The 18,101-nt window shown below is 63.2% G+C and carries 12 protein-coding genes; 8 read left to right on the top strand and 4 right to left on the bottom strand.

What is annotated here, in order from left to right:
- The first annotated feature begins 3 nt into the window (after positions 1 to 3).
- The 7 genes from HGQ17_RS10450 (at position 4) to HGQ17_RS10420 (ending at position 11,384) form a co-directional block, all read left to right on the top strand.
- Positions 4 to 5,523: a lamin tail domain-containing protein gene (locus HGQ17_RS10450; protein ID WP_168887883.1), complete on the top strand. Its 5,520-nt coding sequence runs from the start codon at positions 4 to 6 to the stop codon at positions 5,521 to 5,523.
- A gap of 89 nt (positions 5,524 to 5,612) precedes the next feature.
- Entirely contained in the window at positions 5,613 to 6,593 is a 981-nt protein-coding gene (locus tag HGQ17_RS10445) for a TIGR03557 family F420-dependent LLM class oxidoreductase (protein WP_168887882.1), read from the top strand.
- Between the two features lie 12 nt (positions 6,594 to 6,605).
- Complete coding sequence (locus HGQ17_RS10440) at positions 6,606 to 8,297, top strand: alpha-amylase family protein (RefSeq protein WP_168887881.1); 1,692 nt, start codon at positions 6,606 to 6,608, stop codon at positions 8,295 to 8,297.
- 113 nt (positions 8,298 to 8,410) lie between these two features.
- On the top strand, positions 8,411 to 9,289 hold the full coding sequence (locus HGQ17_RS10435; protein ID WP_168887880.1) for a hypothetical protein: 879 nt from the start codon (positions 8,411 to 8,413) through the stop codon (positions 9,287 to 9,289).
- A 14-nt stretch (positions 9,290 to 9,303) separates the two neighbouring features.
- Entirely contained in the window at positions 9,304 to 10,305 is a 1,002-nt protein-coding gene (locus tag HGQ17_RS10430; protein WP_168887879.1) for a putative sodium/potassium/calcium exchanger, read from the top strand.
- A gap of 369 nt (positions 10,306 to 10,674) precedes the next feature.
- Positions 10,675 to 10,881 carry a hypothetical protein gene (locus HGQ17_RS10425; RefSeq protein ID WP_168887878.1) on the top strand — a complete coding sequence of 69 codons (207 nt, stop codon included), beginning with the start codon at positions 10,675 to 10,677 and terminating at the stop codon, positions 10,879 to 10,881.
- Positions 10,882 to 11,030: 149 nt separating this feature from the next.
- Positions 11,031 to 11,384 (top strand): DNA primase, encoded by a 354-nt coding sequence (locus HGQ17_RS10420; RefSeq protein WP_168887877.1) that lies wholly within the window; start codon positions 11,031 to 11,033, stop codon positions 11,382 to 11,384.
- 69 nt (positions 11,385 to 11,453) lie between these two features.
- Here HGQ17_RS10420 and katG read toward each other — a convergent pair whose 3' ends face one another.
- From katG to HGQ17_RS10400, 4 genes are all read right to left on the bottom strand, one after another.
- Positions 11,454 to 13,727, bottom strand: coding sequence for a catalase/peroxidase HPI (gene katG, locus HGQ17_RS10415; RefSeq protein ID WP_168887876.1), 2,274 nt, complete (start codon positions 13,725 to 13,727; stop codon positions 11,454 to 11,456).
- Positions 13,728 to 13,787: 60 nt separating this feature from the next.
- On the bottom strand, positions 13,788 to 14,177 hold the full coding sequence (locus tag HGQ17_RS10410) for a Fur family transcriptional regulator (protein ID WP_324615252.1): 390 nt from the start codon (positions 14,175 to 14,177) through the stop codon (positions 13,788 to 13,790).
- Positions 14,178 to 14,273: 96 nt separating this feature from the next.
- A complete protein-coding gene (locus tag HGQ17_RS10405) occupies positions 14,274 to 15,731 on the bottom strand; it encodes a serine hydrolase (protein ID WP_168887874.1) in 1,458 nt (485 codons plus the stop codon).
- A gap of 108 nt (positions 15,732 to 15,839) precedes the next feature.
- Positions 15,840 to 16,796 carry a hypothetical protein gene (locus HGQ17_RS10400; protein WP_168887873.1) on the bottom strand — a complete coding sequence of 319 codons (957 nt, stop codon included), beginning with the start codon at positions 16,794 to 16,796 and terminating at the stop codon, positions 15,840 to 15,842.
- Positions 16,797 to 17,005: 209 nt separating this feature from the next.
- Here HGQ17_RS10400 and HGQ17_RS10395 point away from each other — a divergent pair, with 209 nt between their 5' ends.
- On the top strand, positions 17,006 to 18,031 hold the full coding sequence (locus HGQ17_RS10395; protein WP_168887872.1) for an LLM class flavin-dependent oxidoreductase: 1,026 nt from the start codon (positions 17,006 to 17,008) through the stop codon (positions 18,029 to 18,031).
- Positions 18,032 to 18,101: the final 70 nt, after the last annotated feature.

Here is an 18,101-nt window from a genome sequence, read left to right as displayed (position 1 = left end):
CGCGTGTCCACATCACGACACAGCGGACGGATCAGTATGGCCACGCTCCTCGGAGCCTCCATGGTCCTGACCGTTCTACCCCCGTCCTGGGCCGCCGGAACGGAGAACCAGCCCGAAGAACTTCCTCCGGACTCTGAGGTCAGTGAAGACCAGGAGCTCAACGGCGAAGAGGACTCAGACCAAGAGGAACCCACCGAGGAAGAGTCTGAGACCCCCAACGAGGAGGATGAGCCCTCCGAGGAGGAGGAACCAGACCAGACCACCCAGCAGGAGGTAGCCGACGGCGCCCGGGTCCTGGTCTCCGAACTGAACAACGGCGGCCCCGGCGGCTATCACGACAACTTCATCGAGATCGCCAACTGGGGCGAAGAAGCCCAGGATCTCGAGGGCTGGACCGTCTACCGCTGCACCGGGGCCGGGAATCAGGCCGCAGACCCCCAGGTCACCCTGGACGGGACTCTGGAACCAGGGGAGCAGCTGCTGCTGGCCCGCACCCACGCACAGTCCACCCTCAGCGACGACATCGTCGATCAGCGCTACGGAACGTCCTTCGCAAACGACTCCTACGGGGCGATCATCCGCGACGCCGAGGGAGAGATCGTCGACCGGGTCGGGGTGAAATTCCCGAACGTGGCAGGAACCGCCTGTGTGGACGGCACCGAGCTGCCCAACACCACCGACTCCTACGCCGGCCAGTCCTGGCAGCGGATAGGCGACACCGGAGATAACTCCGCAGACTTCATCACAGCAGAACGCACCCCCGGCCAGCCCAATGCTGAGGAACCAGCACCGGGACCTGTGGGCGGGGATATCCTGATCTCCGAGGTGGCACATGCCGGTCCGGAGGGCGAGGACGACCACCTCGTGGAACTGGGCAACTACGGCGACACCGAGGTGGACCTCGAAGGCTGGGAGCTCTGGCGCTGCAATGAATGGGGCCAGCGCTTCGCCGCCGATCAGCTCTCCGATGATCTCAGCAGCATCGCACCGGGGGAGGCCCTCGTCGTCGAGGCTCCCAATGGATTCGTCCCCGGCCGAAACAACGCCGGAGTCGTGCTCCGCAACGCCGATGGCCAATTGGTCGACGCCGTGGCCTGGGCCGATAACGAAACCGGCGCCTGCGCCCATGGCGACCCCCTGCCGTACTACGACCTCGACGTCGCCGCCGGCAACAGCTACCAGCGGGAGAGCACCGAGGGGGAGAACGCCGAAACCTTCGTGCAGGCCGAACGCAGCCCCGGCCAGCTGGAGGCCAATGACCCCGTGGAACAGGAGGAGACCGAACAGTTCCTCTCCACCGAGGACGGAGCCAATGTACTGGTTTCCGAGATGACCAATAACGGCCCCCAGGGTGCAGGGGATATCTTTTTCGAGCTCACCAACTACGGTGATGAGCCCCAGGACCTCTCCGGCTGGAGCGTCTACCGCTGCATCGGAACCGGTGTGCGGGCCTCTGTCCCGCAGCTGGCCCTAGAGGACCTCGAGGGAGTCGTCCTAGAACCCGGTGAGATGCTCACCGCAGCCCGCGCCCAACAGGCCGGACCCGACATCATGGCCGTTGCCGATTTCACCTTCGACATCAGCTTCGCCGACCAGTACGGACTGATCATCTTCGATGAGAACTCCCGTGTGGTCGACCGGGTCGGTTCAGCTCCGGCCGGAGTGCAGAACTACTGCGCCCAGGACTACGGGGCACTGCCCGGAACTGCCCATGGGCTCTACGCCGAATCCTGGCAGCGCATCGACCTCACCGGCGATGCCGAACAGGACTGGCACCTGGCACCGCGAACCCCGGGACGGGTTAACGACCCCGAGACCTGGGAACGGCCCCGCACCGAATCGGATGTCCTGGTCACCGAGGTCGCCAATGGCGGTCCCGAAGGCGCCGCCGATAACTTCATGGAGCTGACCAACCTCGGCGATGAAGAGGTCAACATCGGTGGCTGGCGGTTCTACCGCTGCGCTGGCACCGGCCGGGTCCACGAACAGACCCTGCAGCTGACCCTGCCCGATCACACTCTGGCACCGGGGGAGTCCTTCGTGGCAGGCCGGCAGAACGGGTTCTCCGGGGAAGCCGATGCCCTCTACAACACCAGCTTCGCCACCGACGGCGGATTCGGTGTTGTCATCACCGACGCCGATCGCACCATCATCGACACTGTCGGAGTCTTCTCCGGCGTGGACTCACCCTGCACGGACGGGGAAGCCCTGCCCAATGATCTCGACTTCGTCGAAGGCGAATCCTGGCAGCGCACCGACACATCCGGGGACAACCGGGCCGATTTCGACCGTGGCCTGCGTACTCCCGGCGAACACGGGGAGGAACTGGTCTCTGTCCAGCCCGAGGTGCTGGAGCCCTCCGATGTCCAGATCGTGGAGCTCGCCGCAGGCGGTCCTGTAGACCTCGAAGGCAGCACCAGCGAGGGCTTCGTCGAGATCGCCAACCGCGGTGAGGAAGAAGTGGACATCTCCGACTGGGAGGTCTACTACTGCACCGCCGATGGGCGGCGCATCCCCACACCTCAGGCCCAGTTCGAACAAGGCGCCACACTTGCCCCCGATGAGGTCTTCACTCTGGCCAACCCCAACCCTGCCGAGGGCCTGGGACATGATGCAGTGGCCCGCGACGAACTGGACCCCGAGGGTTACGGTGTGATGATCACCGACGAGGAGGGCGCCATCGTCGACCGGGTAGGGGTCTACTACTCCTACGCCGGTGCGGTGACCAATGCTCCGCCCAGCCTCTGCACCGGGGAGATGCCCCTAGATGTCCGGGTGGCCAAGGAATCGGTGGATAAAGCCTTCGAATACGGCTTCTCCTGGCACCGGGTGCAGTACACCGGCGACAACTACGAGGACTACTACGCCACCGACCGGGACCCCGGCGAATACGTCCAGCTGGACTATGTGGACCCCCTGGTCCCGGAGGAGGGCGCACTCGATCCGGTCAACCTCGACCGGTTCTCCTTCAGCTCCCCGGCAGAACTGGCCTCCCAGGTCAGTGCGGAGACTGGGGACCCCGCTCAGGAGCTCACCGCCCAGGCAGGCGCTGAGGGAACTATGAGTCTGCGCGGCGGCGGCGTCGTCGAACCTGATTTCCGCACCTTCACCGGTGTCGCCGCTGAGGCTGGGCTCGCCGGCCGAACCGGAGAGGATGAGATCGAGACCCAGGGTGTGCAGACTGAGATCGCCGATGCCGAACGTGGCTTCCCCTATCTCCGCATGGAGATCGAGGCCGATGAGCTCGGGGAGTCCTCCGAGATCATCTGGACCGGATCCTCGCAGAACCGCAATGAGCTGCAGCTCTACCTCTGGGACGGCCAGAGCTGGGAGCTGATCGATGCCCGTGCCGCGGAGGAGGGCGGGGAGATCACGCTGACCGCCCAGCCCGATCCGGAGCATATCCAGGAAGGTGCGATCAACGTACTGATCCAGGACGGTCCCCGCACCCTGGAGATTCTGGACCAGGAGGAGAACCTCTCCTTCCAGGACCCCGGAAGCTACGACTTCAGCATTGGCCACCTCACCGACACCCAGTACACAGCCGAGCAGAACCCCTGGGTCTACACGGCCATGAAGGCCTGGTTCGCCGCCAATATGGATTCCCGAGACATCGCCTTCCAGATGCACACCGGCGACATCATCGAAAACGCACTGCGCGGCAACCAGACCCGGGAGCGGGCTGACCGGGAGTTCGAACGGGTCTCGGTGATCCAGGAGATCCTCGAGGATTCGGGGCTGCCGCATGCTGTGCTGCCCGGAAACCACGACAATTTCTGGGGCAATAACAACGAGCTCTACCTCGAGTACTTCCCCGAGGAGCGCTACGCCGACTACGAGTGGTACGGAGAAGCCGGACCGCTGGGCAACAGCTCCAGCTACAGCGTGATCGAACAGGACGGAGTGAAGATGCTCTTCCTCTCCCTGGCCTACTACACCCACGAGCTGGAGCTGCAGTGGGCCGAGGAAATCATCGCCGAACATCCCGACCACAACGTGGTCATCGGCACCCATGAGTACCTCCGGCCGGAGATCGATGAGCGGGCCAACCCCGATAACGGTCGCTGGTCCTCGCAGGGTGATGTCTACTTCGAACGCCTCGTGGAGCCCAATGCCAATGTGGTCCTGGTGCTCTCCGGACATCTGCACGGTATCCGCCAGCGCGAGGAGGGCACCCAGGATGACCGCTGGGTGGTCGAGACCGTGGCGGACTTCCAGTCCTATGAGCACGAGGGCGGAAGGACTGCACTGTTCAACCGTCTGATGCAGATCGACGTCGACAGCGGTCAGATGGCGGTCAACCACTACACGCCCATCTATGACAGCTTCGAACCGCATCAGTTCCAGCCCCCGGAGCGTGCGGGCCAGTTCGGACCAGAACTGGATGAGGCCATGATGTCCATCGACCTCATGTGGTCCAAGGAGGTCAGTAGTCAGGAACTGACCGTGCTGACCGAGGTGGAGGCACTCAGCGAAGAGCAGGAAGTCACTGCCGAGGAGCCCGCGGAAACCGCATGGGAGGGTCTGACCGAGGACGAGGCCTATGGTTGGTACGCGCTGACCACCTCGGAATCTCTGGGACGGGTGGATGAGAACCGCCCCTCAGCAGTCCAGACCTTCACAGCCGGTGTTCCAGAGGAGGAACCGGACACCCCGTATCCAGGAGAGAGCGAAAGCCCTCGACCGGAGCCCACGGAACCGGGGCCGACTGAGCCCGAGCCGACGGAGCCAGAGACCACGGAGCCGGAACCAACTGAGCCGGAACCGAGCGAACCCGAGCCCACCCACCCCGGACCGAGCGACCCTCAGCCCACGGAGCCTGATCCGACTGAGGCTCAGCCCACCGAGCCCGAACCCACGGAGACTGCTCCCACGGAGCCTGCGCCGACCGAGACAGAATCCGGCGAGCCTGATCCCCGTGAGACGGAGCCCGGTGACTCGGATCCCACGCAGCCAACACCTACGGAGTCTGAGACAACGACGCCGACCCCGACACAGGAGGCAACGGCTGATCCGGTTTCCGGGGCACCTGAGGCCGGCGAGCTCACTGATGAGTACGAAGGTCTCATCGAGCTGCTCAACCCGCCGCTTGTCCCGGGCGGAACCGCTGAGGTCCAGATTGGGCAGGACCACCAGGACGAGCCCACCGTGGCCGGCTGGCTGTTCTCCGAGCCCGTCTCACTGGGCACATCCGAGGTCGATGACCAGGGAATCGCCACCCTGAGCGTGCCCGAGGATGTCAGCCCCGGTGAACACCGGCTGGCGCTCTACACCGCCGAGGGCGAACTCATCGGCTGGACCTACGCCACTGTCATCGTCCCCGACGACGATGACGCAGAGAGTGCCCTGGCAGAGCTCGACGGTCAGGAAGACACTGAGACCGGCGGCCTCGCAGTCACCGGTACCCAGATGAGCGTCTTGGCACTCGGGGCCGTTCTGCTGCTACTGATCGGAGCAGTACTGGTGGCCATCAGCCGCCACCGTCGGGCACAGCGTGCGGAGCAGGTGAGCACCGAAGCCTGACCAGGCCATTCAGCAATCACCCAGGTAAGTGTCGGTAAGCTCTCTGACAAGGGAGAACGTACTGACTACTTATCTGGATGATTGCTTTTATGACCACATACGGATTTCACGCATCCCAGGAACAGATCTCGCCGGCCCAACTGCTGCGCGATGTTCAGCACGCAGAAACCGCCGGTTTCACCGCAGCGATGAGCTCGGACCACTTCTTCCCCTGGTCGCAGCGGCAGGGGCATTCCGGATTCACCTTCTCCTGGTTAGGTGCGGCCCTGGCCAGCACCACCATCCCGATCGGCTCAGTATGTGCCCCCGGACAGCGTTACCACCCCGCCGTCGTCGCCCAGGCAACTGCCACCCTGGGGCAGATGTTCCCGGGCAGATACTGGACCGCGCTGGGGGCTGGCCAGGCGATGAACGAGCACATCACCGGGCAGAGGTGGCTGAACCAAGAGGACCGGCGCCGCCGTCTGGAGGAATCAGCCGATATCATTCGCAGGCTCCACGCCGGTGAATGGATCACCGCCCACCGGGGTCTGGTCACCGTGGAGGACGCCTACCTCTACGACCGGCCCGCTACCGAGGGGCAGACGGAGAACTCCGTCCCGCTCTACGCCACCAGCATCACCCCCGCATCAGCCGAAAGGGCAGCCGCCTGGGCTGATGGGATGATCACCCTCAACCAGCCCGGTGGTGCCCACTACGAGGTGCTGGATGCCTACCGGCAGGCTGGAGGAGAAGGCCCGGTGATGCTGCAGATCCACCTCAGCTGGGCAGAGACCGACCAGCAGGCCCAACAGATCGCCTACGACCAGTGGCGGACCAATATCTTCGGCCCTCCACTGGACCAGGACCTGCCCACACCCCAGCACTTCGACTCCGCCGCCGATGAGGTCGGCCTACAGACAGTCCTGGATGCGGTGTGGACCTCATCCTCGCCAGCGGCGCATACCGAGTGGATAGCCGAGGCGGCCGAACGCTTTGAGGCGACCTACCTCCACCACGTGGGTCAGGACCAGGCGCCCTTCCTCGATACCTTCGGGGAAGAGGTCCTGCCCAATCTCCGCTCCAACTGAAAGGCCAGCCTCGTGAGAATCACCGAAACGGCAGACCTCTGGTACAAGAACGCCATCATCTACTGCATCGATGTGGAGACCTATCTCGACTCCAATGGCGACGGCACAGGCGATCTGCATGGGCTCACCCAACGGATCGACTACCTCGCCGAAATCGGGGTCAACTGCATCTGGCTGATGCCCTTCTACCCCTCGCCCCGGCGCGATAACGGATACGACGTCGCCGATATGTATGGAGTCGACTCCCGGTACGGCGACCACGGTGACTTCGTCGAACTTATCCGGGTGGCCCACGACCGGGGCATCCGGGTCATTGTGGACCTCGTGATCAACCACACCTCAGATCAACACCCCTGGTTCAAAGCCTCCCGGCGCTCGAAGGACAACCCCTATCGCGACTACTACGTCTGGCGCGCCGAGGACCCCGGAGATACCTCCGACCAGACCATGTTTCCTGACTCCGAGGACGGGATTTGGACCTATGACGATCGCACAGAGGAGTGGTATCTCCACCACTTCCTGCACACCCAGCCGGATCTGAACACCGCCAACCCCCAGGTCCGAGATGAGATCGCGAAGATGATGGGCTTCTGGCTGCAGCTGGGGGTGGATGGCTTCCGCGTGGATGCAGTGCCCTTCGCCATCAACCAGCAGACCCTGCTCGGACGCGATGAGCACGAATTCGAAGAACCCCATGACTATCTGCGGGCACTGCGAGCCTTGCTGCAGCGCCGAGCCTCAGGCCAGGGCTCAGCCATCATGCTCGGTGAGGTGAATCTGCCGCATCAGGAGCAGCTGACCTTCTTCGGAGGGGAAGACGGGGATCAGCTGACCATGCAGTTCGACTTCTTCACCAACCAACGGCTCTTCCTGGCGATGGCCCGCCAGGAGGCCCAGCCCCTGGCTGAGGCGCTGGAATCCCGGCCCACCGATTTCGGAGTCGAGCCCCAGTACGCCAATTTCCTGCGCAATCACGATGAGCTGACCCTGGACCTTCTGAAGGAGACCGAACAGGAGGAAATCCTCGACACCTTCGGCCCCAAGGAGGAACACCGGTTCGCCGGCCGCGGCCTGCGCCGGCGACTGCCGGGAATGTTCGACGGCGACCCCCGCCGGCTGCGGATGGCCTACTCGCTGCTGTTCACCCTGCCCGGCACCCCGGTGCTGTTCTACGGTGAAGAGATCGGGATGGGGGAGAACCTCGATGTTCCCGGTAGAGAAGCCGTACGCACCCCCATGCAGTGGACCTCTGGGAAGAACGGCGGGTTCTCCGGGGCGAAACCCTCCCAGCTCTCCCGGGCAGTGACCCAGGGCTCCTTCGGCCCCGAACATGTCAACGCCGCCGATGCCCGCCGCGATGAAGACTCCCTGCTGCATCACATCAGCCGGCTGGCCAAGCGGTACCGAGAGTCCCCGGAACTGGGCTGGGGTGACTACACCATTCTCGATGCCGGAGATCCCGCAGTCCTGGCTCATACGGTCACCTGGGAGTCCCGGTCGATGGTGCTGCTGCACAACCTTGTCCCGCAGCCGACCACAGCGCAGTTCACTCTCGAGAAGGAGGACCCCGGAATCACTCTGGTGGACCTCCTCTCCGAGGAAAGCTGCACGGTCGGGGAGGATGGCTCCACAGAACTGCCCCTGGACGGATACGGCTACCGGTGGCTGCGGCTGAAGCGTCCCGGTGATCACCGTCTCGTCTGAGGGCTGCGGCGGCCAAATGCAGTCTCACCCACCTGATATGGGGATAGGCTTCAGGGGGCGTTCAGAGTTCAGAACTACCCTCTCGTGAGATCCAATCGATCAGGAGGAATCCAGTGAGGCGAAGCATCTTCCCCCTCGCCGCCATCGCCACCGTCGGGCTGACCGGCTGCGGCAACCCCTTCGACGCAACTGACCGCGAGGATGCCCAGCCGGTGGGCACCAGTGGCGAAACCGATGCGGCCGATACGGCCGAAACCGGTCAGCCGCCCAGCTTCGGTGATATCCGTGAGGATGTCTTCACCGCCATGCTGGAGGCAGAATCAGTGACCATCAGCGGGGAGGTCGAAGCCGGCGAGGCTGACCTCGACGAGCTCTACGACACGATCGACGGTGATACCACCGGCGAGATCAGCATCAGCGGAGCCCTGGACGGCACCGATTCAGAGATGAGCTTCACCGCCGGGGACGCCAGCGTGACCCAACGCGCCGTCGAGGGAGCGGAGTACTTCCTGGGCGAGGACTTCGCCGCCCTGCTGCTGAGCGAACTCGACGAGGAAGTCGCTGAGGAGATCAGCCAGGACTTCGTCGAGGACCTCGTAGGGGACCAATGGGTGCAATTCGAGGAGGAGGGCGGCAGTGTCTTCTCCGCTGAAGAGTTCATCACCACCTGGCAGCAGGAGCTCAACGACGACGAGATCGACGCCATGGAAGCCGAGGCCGAGACCCGCGAGGACCAGGAGGTCTGGGTCTACACAACTGCCGACGGCGAGACCGAATACATCGTCTCAGCACAGGACGAGCCGTATCTGCTGGGCATCAACGACTTCGAGGCCCAGTACACCTTCACCGAATGGAATGACTCCCCGGCACCAGATGCACCAGAGCCGGATGAATACATCACCCTCGACGAGATCTTCGAGGCCATCGCCGAAGAATATGGCTGGCCCACTGAGGAGCTCGAAGAGGATGCAGATGATGTCAACGATGAATAGAGAGGACGCAGCACATGCGCAAGCTGTACCGTACTACTGGCATTTTCGGCGTCGCCGTTCTGGCGCTGACCGCCTGCGGCCCCGATGAAGAAGAGACCACCGCCGGTGACGATTCCCCCGATGACTCCGCACAGGAGGATGTCGATCCCGACGGTGCTGAGGAACAGGGCGACACCCCCGGTGAGATCGCCGATGAGGATGGCGAGGAGCCTGATCCAGATGAGGCCCAGGGCAATGGGGGAGAGGCCCCTGAGCTCTCCGAGATCGGCGATGAGGTCTGGGAGGCTTCCCTGGCTGAGGACTCCGTGACCGTGACCGCGGAAGTGCCCGCGGCGCTGTTCGGAATGGAAGAGCTGCCCACAGATGAGCTTGAGGACGGCACTGAGGATTCCGGTGCCGAGGATGATGAGCTGGAGGCAGAATCCGAAGGCGAAACCGTGGAGATCATCATCTCCGGGGATATGCAGGGCAATGGCAGCACCTGGCAGATGGCGGACATCATCGACTACCGCCTCTTTGACGAGGGCAGCACCATCTACCAGTCGGTGGATTCCTTCATCGAGGAGTACACCTCCCTGCAACCCGATGCTCAGGCCGGGGTAGATCCTGAGGCTCTGCGCCAGGAGCTGGAGGCCCAGGGCGCGGAGTGGATCGATGTCAGCAGCACCCTGAGCGGCCAGATCGAGACCCCTGAGCAGTTCATCGAGAACTTCCGCGACGACATGCTGCAGGAGGCCGGAATCTCCTCCCTGGGCGAAGCTCCGCTCACCGGAGAGTCCGAAGATCGCGATGGTGAGGATGTCTGGGTCTACCGCGAGGAAAATGGCGAGGAGTACCTTGAGTTCGTCTTCTTGGCCGATGAATCAGCACCGGTGCTGCATGAGATCGACATGAATGTCGAAGGCATGGTCATGAACATCACCTTCAGTGACTGGAGTGAGGCTGAGCCCGAGGAAGAGCCCACTGAGGCCCTCTCCGAGGAGGAGCTGAACGCTATCGGCGAGTCCGCGATGTAAGCACAGAAAGTCTCCTTCCGAGACGGCCCCGGGCTGCAAATGCGGTCCGGGGCCGTTTTGTCCACGTCAGACCTGGATTCATTAGCGATTAGGCAGCCTCGCCGACGCCAATGGAATGTTCAGGAAAGACCATTGAACCTGGACAAAAGCTTAAAAAACAACACTGGTGACATTCTGAACCTGGACACTTCCCATGAGTCCCCCCAGAGTTCACCCAAAACCCCCCTTTGGGACTTTTCCTCACGGAAGTTTTGTGGTGATGATGGAGTCAGATCATCCAGGGATGTGACCCAAGCATCACTGGGTGGAAGGCGGAAAGCCCGCCCAGCATCAGACCAGATGCAGTCAATCACGGAGGTAACAAAGCTTATGGCTACCACCGAGAACAACAAGCTTCGTTCGATCGCCGCAATCCTCGGTATCGGTTCGATCGCACTGGTGGGCGTGACCGCCTGCGACGACGGCGGAGACGACGCCGGTGACGACGACGCTGGCACTGAAGAAGAAGTTGACACCGGCGACGACGCAGCTGATGACGCCGGTGACGACGCAGCTGACGACGAGGATGCAGGCTAAGCATTCTCTCTAGCTAAGCGCTGAGTTCTACTTAGCGTACGGACCCCCTTTCGGTTCTCCGGAAGGGGGTCCGGCATTAGCCGAGAAAAACTTAATAGAAGCTGAAGAAGAACTACCGCCAAACTGATCAATGGAGGTTAACTCCTCAAATGGCAGACAAGAATTACACCAAGCTTCGCAGTGCAGCCGGCATCCTGGGCGTTTCCGCCCTGGCTCTCTTCGGCGCCGCCGCATGTGATGACGGCGACGGCGAGAACGGCGATGACGACGTCGACCAGGAAGAGCCCGCTGACCCGGACAACGGCGATGATGGTCTGAACGGCGACGACGACGCCGACGCCGACCTGGGTGACGACGACGCTGCAGATGACGACGCACCCGGCGTTGAAGATGATGAGGACGACGACCTCGGCATGGACGACGAGGACGACGACGATGGTGACGACGATGGTCTCGGCCTCGACGACGACGACGAGGACGACGACGATGAGGGCGGCCTCTAAGAGCTAGCCCCACACGCGAAAAATCCCCGGCCGGATGACCCGGCCGGGGATTTTTCTATGCCTTAGGGCTTAGGCAGCGGTCTTGCCAGCCGGAGTCCGCAGATCGAAGCGGTCCAGCTCGCTGACCTTGTGCCAAGCGGCGACGAAGTCCTTGACGAACTTCTCCTGGGCGTCGTCGGAGGCGTAGACCTCCGCCAGGGCGCGCAGCTCGGAGTTGGAGCCGAAGACGAGGTCGACGCGAGTGCCACGGCCGAATACCTCACCGGTGGACTCGTAGGTGCCCTCGAATGCGTGCTTGCCCTCGTCCAGTGCCCGCCAGTTCTTGCCGAGATCCAGCAGGTTGACGAAGAAGTCATTGGAGAGCACGCCGACCCGGTCGGTGAAGACTCCGTAGTCGGAGCCGTCCCAGTTGGTGCCGAGCACACGCATACCGCCGACCAGCACGGTCATCTCCGGAGCGGAGAGGCTGAGCAGGTTGGCCTTGTCCACCAGGCCATGCTCTGCCGGCAGGCTGGAGTCGGGGCCCACGTAGTTGCGGAACCCATCGGTGACCGGCTCGAGGTAGGCGAAGTTCTCAGTGTCGGTCTGCTCCTGGCTGGCGTCGGTGCGGCCGGGGTTGAAGGGAACCTCCACACCCTGGACACCGGCATCGGAGGCAGCCTTCTCAACGGCTGCGTTACCGGCCAGCACAATGAGGTCAGCCAGGGAGATCTTCTTACCGTTGACGGCATTCTCGGAGTCGAAGCGCTCCTTGATGGTCTCCAGAACTCCGAGCACCTTCTGCAGCTGCTGCGGGTTGTTGACCTCCCAGTCCTTCTGCGGAGCCAGGCGGATGTGGGCACCATTGGCGCCGCCGCGCTTATCGCCGTGGCGGAAGGTGGATGCCGAGGCCCAAGCGGTGGAGACCAGCTCGGAGATGGTCAGACCGGAGTCCAGCACAGCCTGCTTTAGGGAAGCCACATCGGCTGCGTCGACCAGCTCGTGGTCCACCGGAGGCAGCGGATCCTGCCAGATGAAGTCCTCCTCGGGGACCTCGGGGCCGAGGTAACGAGCCTTGGGGCCCATATCGCGGTGGGTGAGCTTGAACCAGGCCTTGGCGAATGCAGTCTGGAACTCCTCGGGGTTCTCATGGAACCGGCGGGAGATCTTGTCGTAGGCCGGATCGAAGCGCAGCGAGAGATCGGTGGTGAGCATCCGGGGCTCACGCTTGCCGTCGCTGTGGGCCTCGGGAACCAGGCCATCGCCCTCACCATTGGTGGGACGCCACTGCCAGCCGCCGCCGGGGCCCTTGTAGACCTCCCACTCGTAGGCGTAGAGGATGTGGAAGAACTCGTTGTCCCAGCGGGTCGGGTGGTAGGTCCAGGTGACCTCCAGGCCGGAGGTGATCTGGTCATCGCCCTTACCGGTGCCGTAGGAGTTCTTCCAGCCCAGGCCCTGCTCCTCGAGGGAAGCGCCCTCAGGATCGGGACCGAGGTGGTCGTCAGTGTTGGCGCCGTGGCTCTTGCCGAAGGTGTGACCGCCGGCGATCAGAGCCACGGTCTCCTCATCGTTCATACCCATCCGGGCGAAGGTCACACGGATATCGTGAGCGGCCTTGACGGGGTCAGGCTCGCCCTCGGGACCCTCGGGGTTGACATAGATCAGACCCAGGTGGGTAGCACCCAGAGGCTTGTCGAGGTCGCGCTCATCGCCCTTGGAGAAGCGCTTATCGCTGCCGAGCCACTCTTCCTCTGCACCCCAGTAGACATCGTCCTCGGGCTCCCAGACATCGGCGCGTCCACCGGCGAAGCCGTAGGTGGGGAAGCCCATGTCCTCAAGGGCTACGTTGCCGGCCAGGATCATGAGGTCAGCCCAGGAGAGCTGGCGGCCGTACTTCTTCTTCACCGGCCACAGGATGCGGCGAGCCTTATCCAGGCCGATGTTATCGGGCCAGGAGTTCAGCGGCGCGAAGCGCTGCTGACCGGTTCCGCCACCGCCGCGGCCGTCGACTGCACGGTAGGTACCGGCGGAGTGCCAGGCCATACGGATGATCAGCGGACCGTAGTGGCCGAAGTCTGCCGGCCACCAGTCCTGGGAGGTGGTCAGGGCCTGCTGGATGTCCTGCTTGACCTCGGCGAGGTCAAGCTTGAGGAACTCAGCGGCGTAGTCGTAGTCCTCACCGCCGAACGGATCGGAAACCTCGGGGTTCTTCGCCAGGATCTTCAGGTTCAGCTGGTGCGGCCACCAGTACCGGTTACCGCCGCCCATAGTGGGGTGGGGCGGACCGGAGGGCTTGGTAGCCGTGGGGGCGGTCCCGCTGCCTTCGTTGTGCGTAACGGGGCAGCCGTTCGAGTTTTCGGTCATGGCTTCCTTTCTTGGGTGGATCAAAGGAACATTGGGCGGACAAGGACTAATCTGGCAGGCTCAGGCAGCCTGAGCCTGTTGGGCTGCCGCACAGTCGGAGCAGATGCCGCGGAAGACCACATCTGCCACCTCGACCTGCATGCCCAGCGAAGCCGGCGCCTCCAGGCAGGGGGCTTCACCATGGACGCAGTCCACGTCCTCGATGCGACCGCAATGGGTACAGATGGCGTGGTGGTGGTTATCTTCGGTGCGGGTCTCATAACGGGCGGCCGATCCAGGCGGATCGAACCGCCGCAGCAGCTGCTGTGCGGTGAGATCATGCAGCACGGTGTAGACCGACTGCACGGTGATCTCTGGCAGTTCCTGTGCCACAGCGGCATGGACTGCCTCAGCCGGCTGATGGGGGTGGGCAGCGACGGCGTCGAGGACAGCCAGACGTTGCCGGGTCACACGGAGCCCACGACCCCTGAGGGCCTCGGGCCAATTGTGCGATGACTGTGATGTCGTCATGCCCACTATCTTGCCGTAAATATGAGTAATTCACAATTACTCGGAGTCGGCCTCCAGCTCCAGCGCATTGGTAGCCAGCCCGAAGTACTCCATGGTCGCTGTTGAGATGCCCTGAGGGTCACCGGAGGCGATGAAGACCACAGTGCGTTCGGTCTCCTCCTCATCGGTGGCATACCAGGCCCCGGCCACTACACCGGGGGAGGAGCCGCCCTTAAAGGCGAGATAGTCCCACCAGGGGGACTCCGCCTGAATGCCGGGGTTCTCACTGAGGATCGTGCGCAGCTCGGAATGCTCCTCGGCATATGTCTCCAGCAGTGCAAGCAGATCAGCGATGTCCTCAACTGTGGCGAACCACTCCAGTCCGCGGGCCGCGCCGTCGTCGTCGGTGATATCCGCTGCCTCCAGCTCCAGGGGAAGCTCAGCGACCTCATCGAGGATCTCGCGGCGATGCTCGATGTCGGAGGCCTCGCTGAACTGTTCACCCAGCTCCGGGGCACCCCAGCGCAGCTGGAAGAGTTCGCGGGTGGTCAGGAAAGGCTGGAGCAGTTCGGGGTCATGATGATCAGAATCCTCGACGGCGGCCTCCACGGCATCGCGGCCCAGATGGTCGATGAGCAGATCGGTGGCGGTGTTATCGCTGATCTCGATCATCGCCTGGGCCGCCTCCTGGACGGTCACCTCATAGCCGGGATCCTCATTCTGCAGGTTCCCGGAGGGCAGGCTCATATGCTCCTCGGCCAGCTCCAGAGTCTCATCCCAGGAGGTCTCACCCTCCTCGATGGCTTCAACCAGGGCCAGCAGCACATAGAGCTTGAAGGTCGAGCCGATCCCGGCGGCCTGGTCGGTGTTGATGCCCAGGAGCTCCTCGCCGTCCTCGAGCACCAGCATCGCCCCGTCACCGGGAAGTTCCGGCAGTCGCTGCTGAATCTCCTCGAAGGAGGTGGCCTCCTCAGCCGGTTCCTGCGGTGGCAGGAACACCAGCAGCTCGATGAGCTCATCTTCATCGAGCTGGATATGCAGCTCCACCTCGGCATCCTCGGACTCCAGGTGGGTGACCGAGGCGTCCCCGGTATCACTGTGATCAGTGGGTGTGAAGGGGGCAGCAGGCCGCAGACCGGTGTTGATCACCTCAGCCAGCTCGGTCTCATCGTATTCGGAGCGGAATGTTTCACTGAGCCGGTTCTCCCAGTCCTCAGCGGTGCTGTCCTCCTCGGCGTTGAGGATTTGGACGATGTATTCGGCAGTCTCCCCGGAGAGCGTGCCGGGGAAGTCCACCGGCTCAGCCTCGGGAGAGTCCGGTTCATCCTCCCCGTCAGTTTCCTCCTCGTCATCACCGGCATCCAGAGGAGTGGGCTCCTCCTGTGCTTCCTCCAGCTCAGCCTCGGGGTCCTCACCATTTCCGCAGCCGCTGAGCAGCAGGGCGCCAGTCAGAGCAGTTGCGGCAATACCGGGAAGGTGGGATGCGGAGAAGCTGGATGACGAGTGATTATGCATGCTCATGATTCTGCCGCATGAAACAGGGGTGGGGCATCCCAGACTCGGAATGCCCCACCCCTGCGGTGCTGATGATGTCTGCCCAACCGCCCTAGGCGGCTGCGCAGATCAGAAGGAGACGTACTGCTCAGCCAGCGAGTTCAGCTCCTGGTCGCTGAGCACCTCGTCCTCAGCCGGAACCTCGGGCAGTTCAGTGGAGTCCCACTCGGAGAACTCCATGGAGAAGGACTCATCGCTGGCCGGATCGATGCCGGTGATGTTCAACAGGTAGGGGGAATCCGCATCTGCCAGGAAGGTCAGCTCACCCTCGGCATCGGAGTAGATCCAGGCATCCTGACCCTCATGGGTGCCTGCACTGGCCTCCATGCCTGCATCGGAGCCTTCGATGGGCTCGGCCAGGTTGGCCAGGAGGTCGGTGAGGTGCATATCCTCCGGCGGCAGGGCGCCGGTCATATCGACCCAGTAGCCCTCGATCTCAGCGGCGAAACCCTCAGTGTCGAACTCAATGCCATCGGCGGCCAGCTGGCTCTCAAAGATCGGAGCGAAGGTCTCAGCGTTCATATAGGGGTCCTGGCCGTCGATGACGACCTCCATGGAATTATCCCCAAAGCCGATGACCCAGGAGGTCAGCGGAGCGGACTCATCGAGGTTGCCCTCGATGTGGAAGCCGAGCTCATCGACATCCTCAGCGCCGAGCTGCTGGCCCAGTGCCTCGAGGTCCATACCCAGGCCATCACCGGATCCCTCCACGGTCAGGGACTCCGCGGAGTCAATGGTCTCCAGGCTGGCGGACTGGATCTCGCTCAGGGACGGAATCTCGTCCTCGCCGGCCTCCTCATCGGAGTCCTCGCCGTCGGTGTCCTCCTCAGTGGTGTCCTCCTCAGTGGAGGCCTCATCCTCACCATTGCCGTTGGGGTCTTCGTCCTCGTCGTCGCCTCCGCAGGCAGTCAGAGCCAGGGTGGCAGCCAGGGCCACACCGGTGAAGGCCTTGATGCCCAGACGGTTGTGCTGGGGCTCTTCGGGGGCGGTGCCAAGGCTGGGGGTGAAAAGAGAGAAGGTGCTCATCATGTGATTCAAATTCCCATACAGTCTGGGGGCTGTGGCGCCAGAGGAGATACCCAAAGCAGGCGCCGTCGGACGGTATGGGACCTTCCCATCGAAATCTGAAAGTTCCCTGAGTGCCGTTAGCATGTTACGAATTTTCCTCCGGCGCAGGCCGAGCTGCCGGGCCAGTCGCACGGAATATTGCAGTGGGCTACGAGGTTGGGGCGGATATGACGAAGAAACTGGGATTCCTCAGCTTTGGCCACTGGACGCCTTCACCGCATTCACGCACTCAGAGCGGCCAGGATGCCCTGCTGCAGAGCATCGACCTCGCCGTGGCGGCTGAGGAGCTCGGTTTCGACGGCGCCTATTTCCGGGTTCACCACTTTGCCCGACAATTGGGTTCGCCATATCCGCTGCTGGCGGCAGTGGGCGCTCGCACTGAGCGCATCGAAATCGGCACCGGTGTCATCGATATGCGGTATGAGCCGCCGATGCGTTTTGCCGAGGATGCCGCCTCTGCGGATCTGATCGCAGGCGGACGGCTCCAGCTGGGCATCTCCCGGGGCTCCCCGGAGCAGGTCATCGACGGGTACAAATACTTCGGATTCCACCCTGCCGAGGGGGAGTCCGACGCCGATATGGCCCGGCGCCACACGGACATCGCGCTCAAAGTTCTCACTGGCCAGGGATTCGCCGAGCCCAACCCGCGTCCGATGTTCCCCAACCCGCCGGGGCTGCTGCGGGTCGAACCCTATTCAGAGGGTCTGCGCCAGCGCATCTGGTGGGGAGCCGGCTCCGATGCCACCGCCGAATGGGCGGGAAAGCTGGGCATGAACCTGATGAGCTCCACGCTGAAGGATGATGAATCTGGTGAACCACTGCATATTCAGCAGACCCGGCAGATCCAGAAGTTCCGCGAGGAGTTCGCCAAGCACGACCACGGCTTCGAACCGCGAGTCTCGGTGAGCCGTTCGATCATTCCGATCGTCTCCGATGAGGACCGGGCCTATTTCCTGGGGCAGCGGGACTCCGAGGACAAATTCGGGATGATCGATGAGAAGACGCGGGCGGTCTTCGGACGCTCGTATACGGCCGAGCCCGATGAACTGGTCGAGGAACTGGCCAAAGACACCGCCATCCAGGAGGCCGATACTCTCCTGGTCACCGTCCCCAATCAGCTGGGGGTGGAGTACAACGCTCACCTCATGGAGTCATTGCTCACCCATGTGGCGAAGCCACTGGACTGGCGCTGACCCAAAGAGTTGTGATCCCCGCGGTGGATCATCCGTTTGGGGGATATACGTATTCCAGAAGCATGCGTAG

Source organism: Nesterenkonia sedimenti, from assembly GCF_012641515.1.
Classification (GTDB): domain Bacteria; phylum Actinomycetota; class Actinomycetes; order Actinomycetales; family Micrococcaceae; genus Nesterenkonia; species Nesterenkonia sedimenti.
Note: the sequence above shows the minus strand (reverse complement) of the source record. Positions and strands in the feature narration are given on the sequence as shown.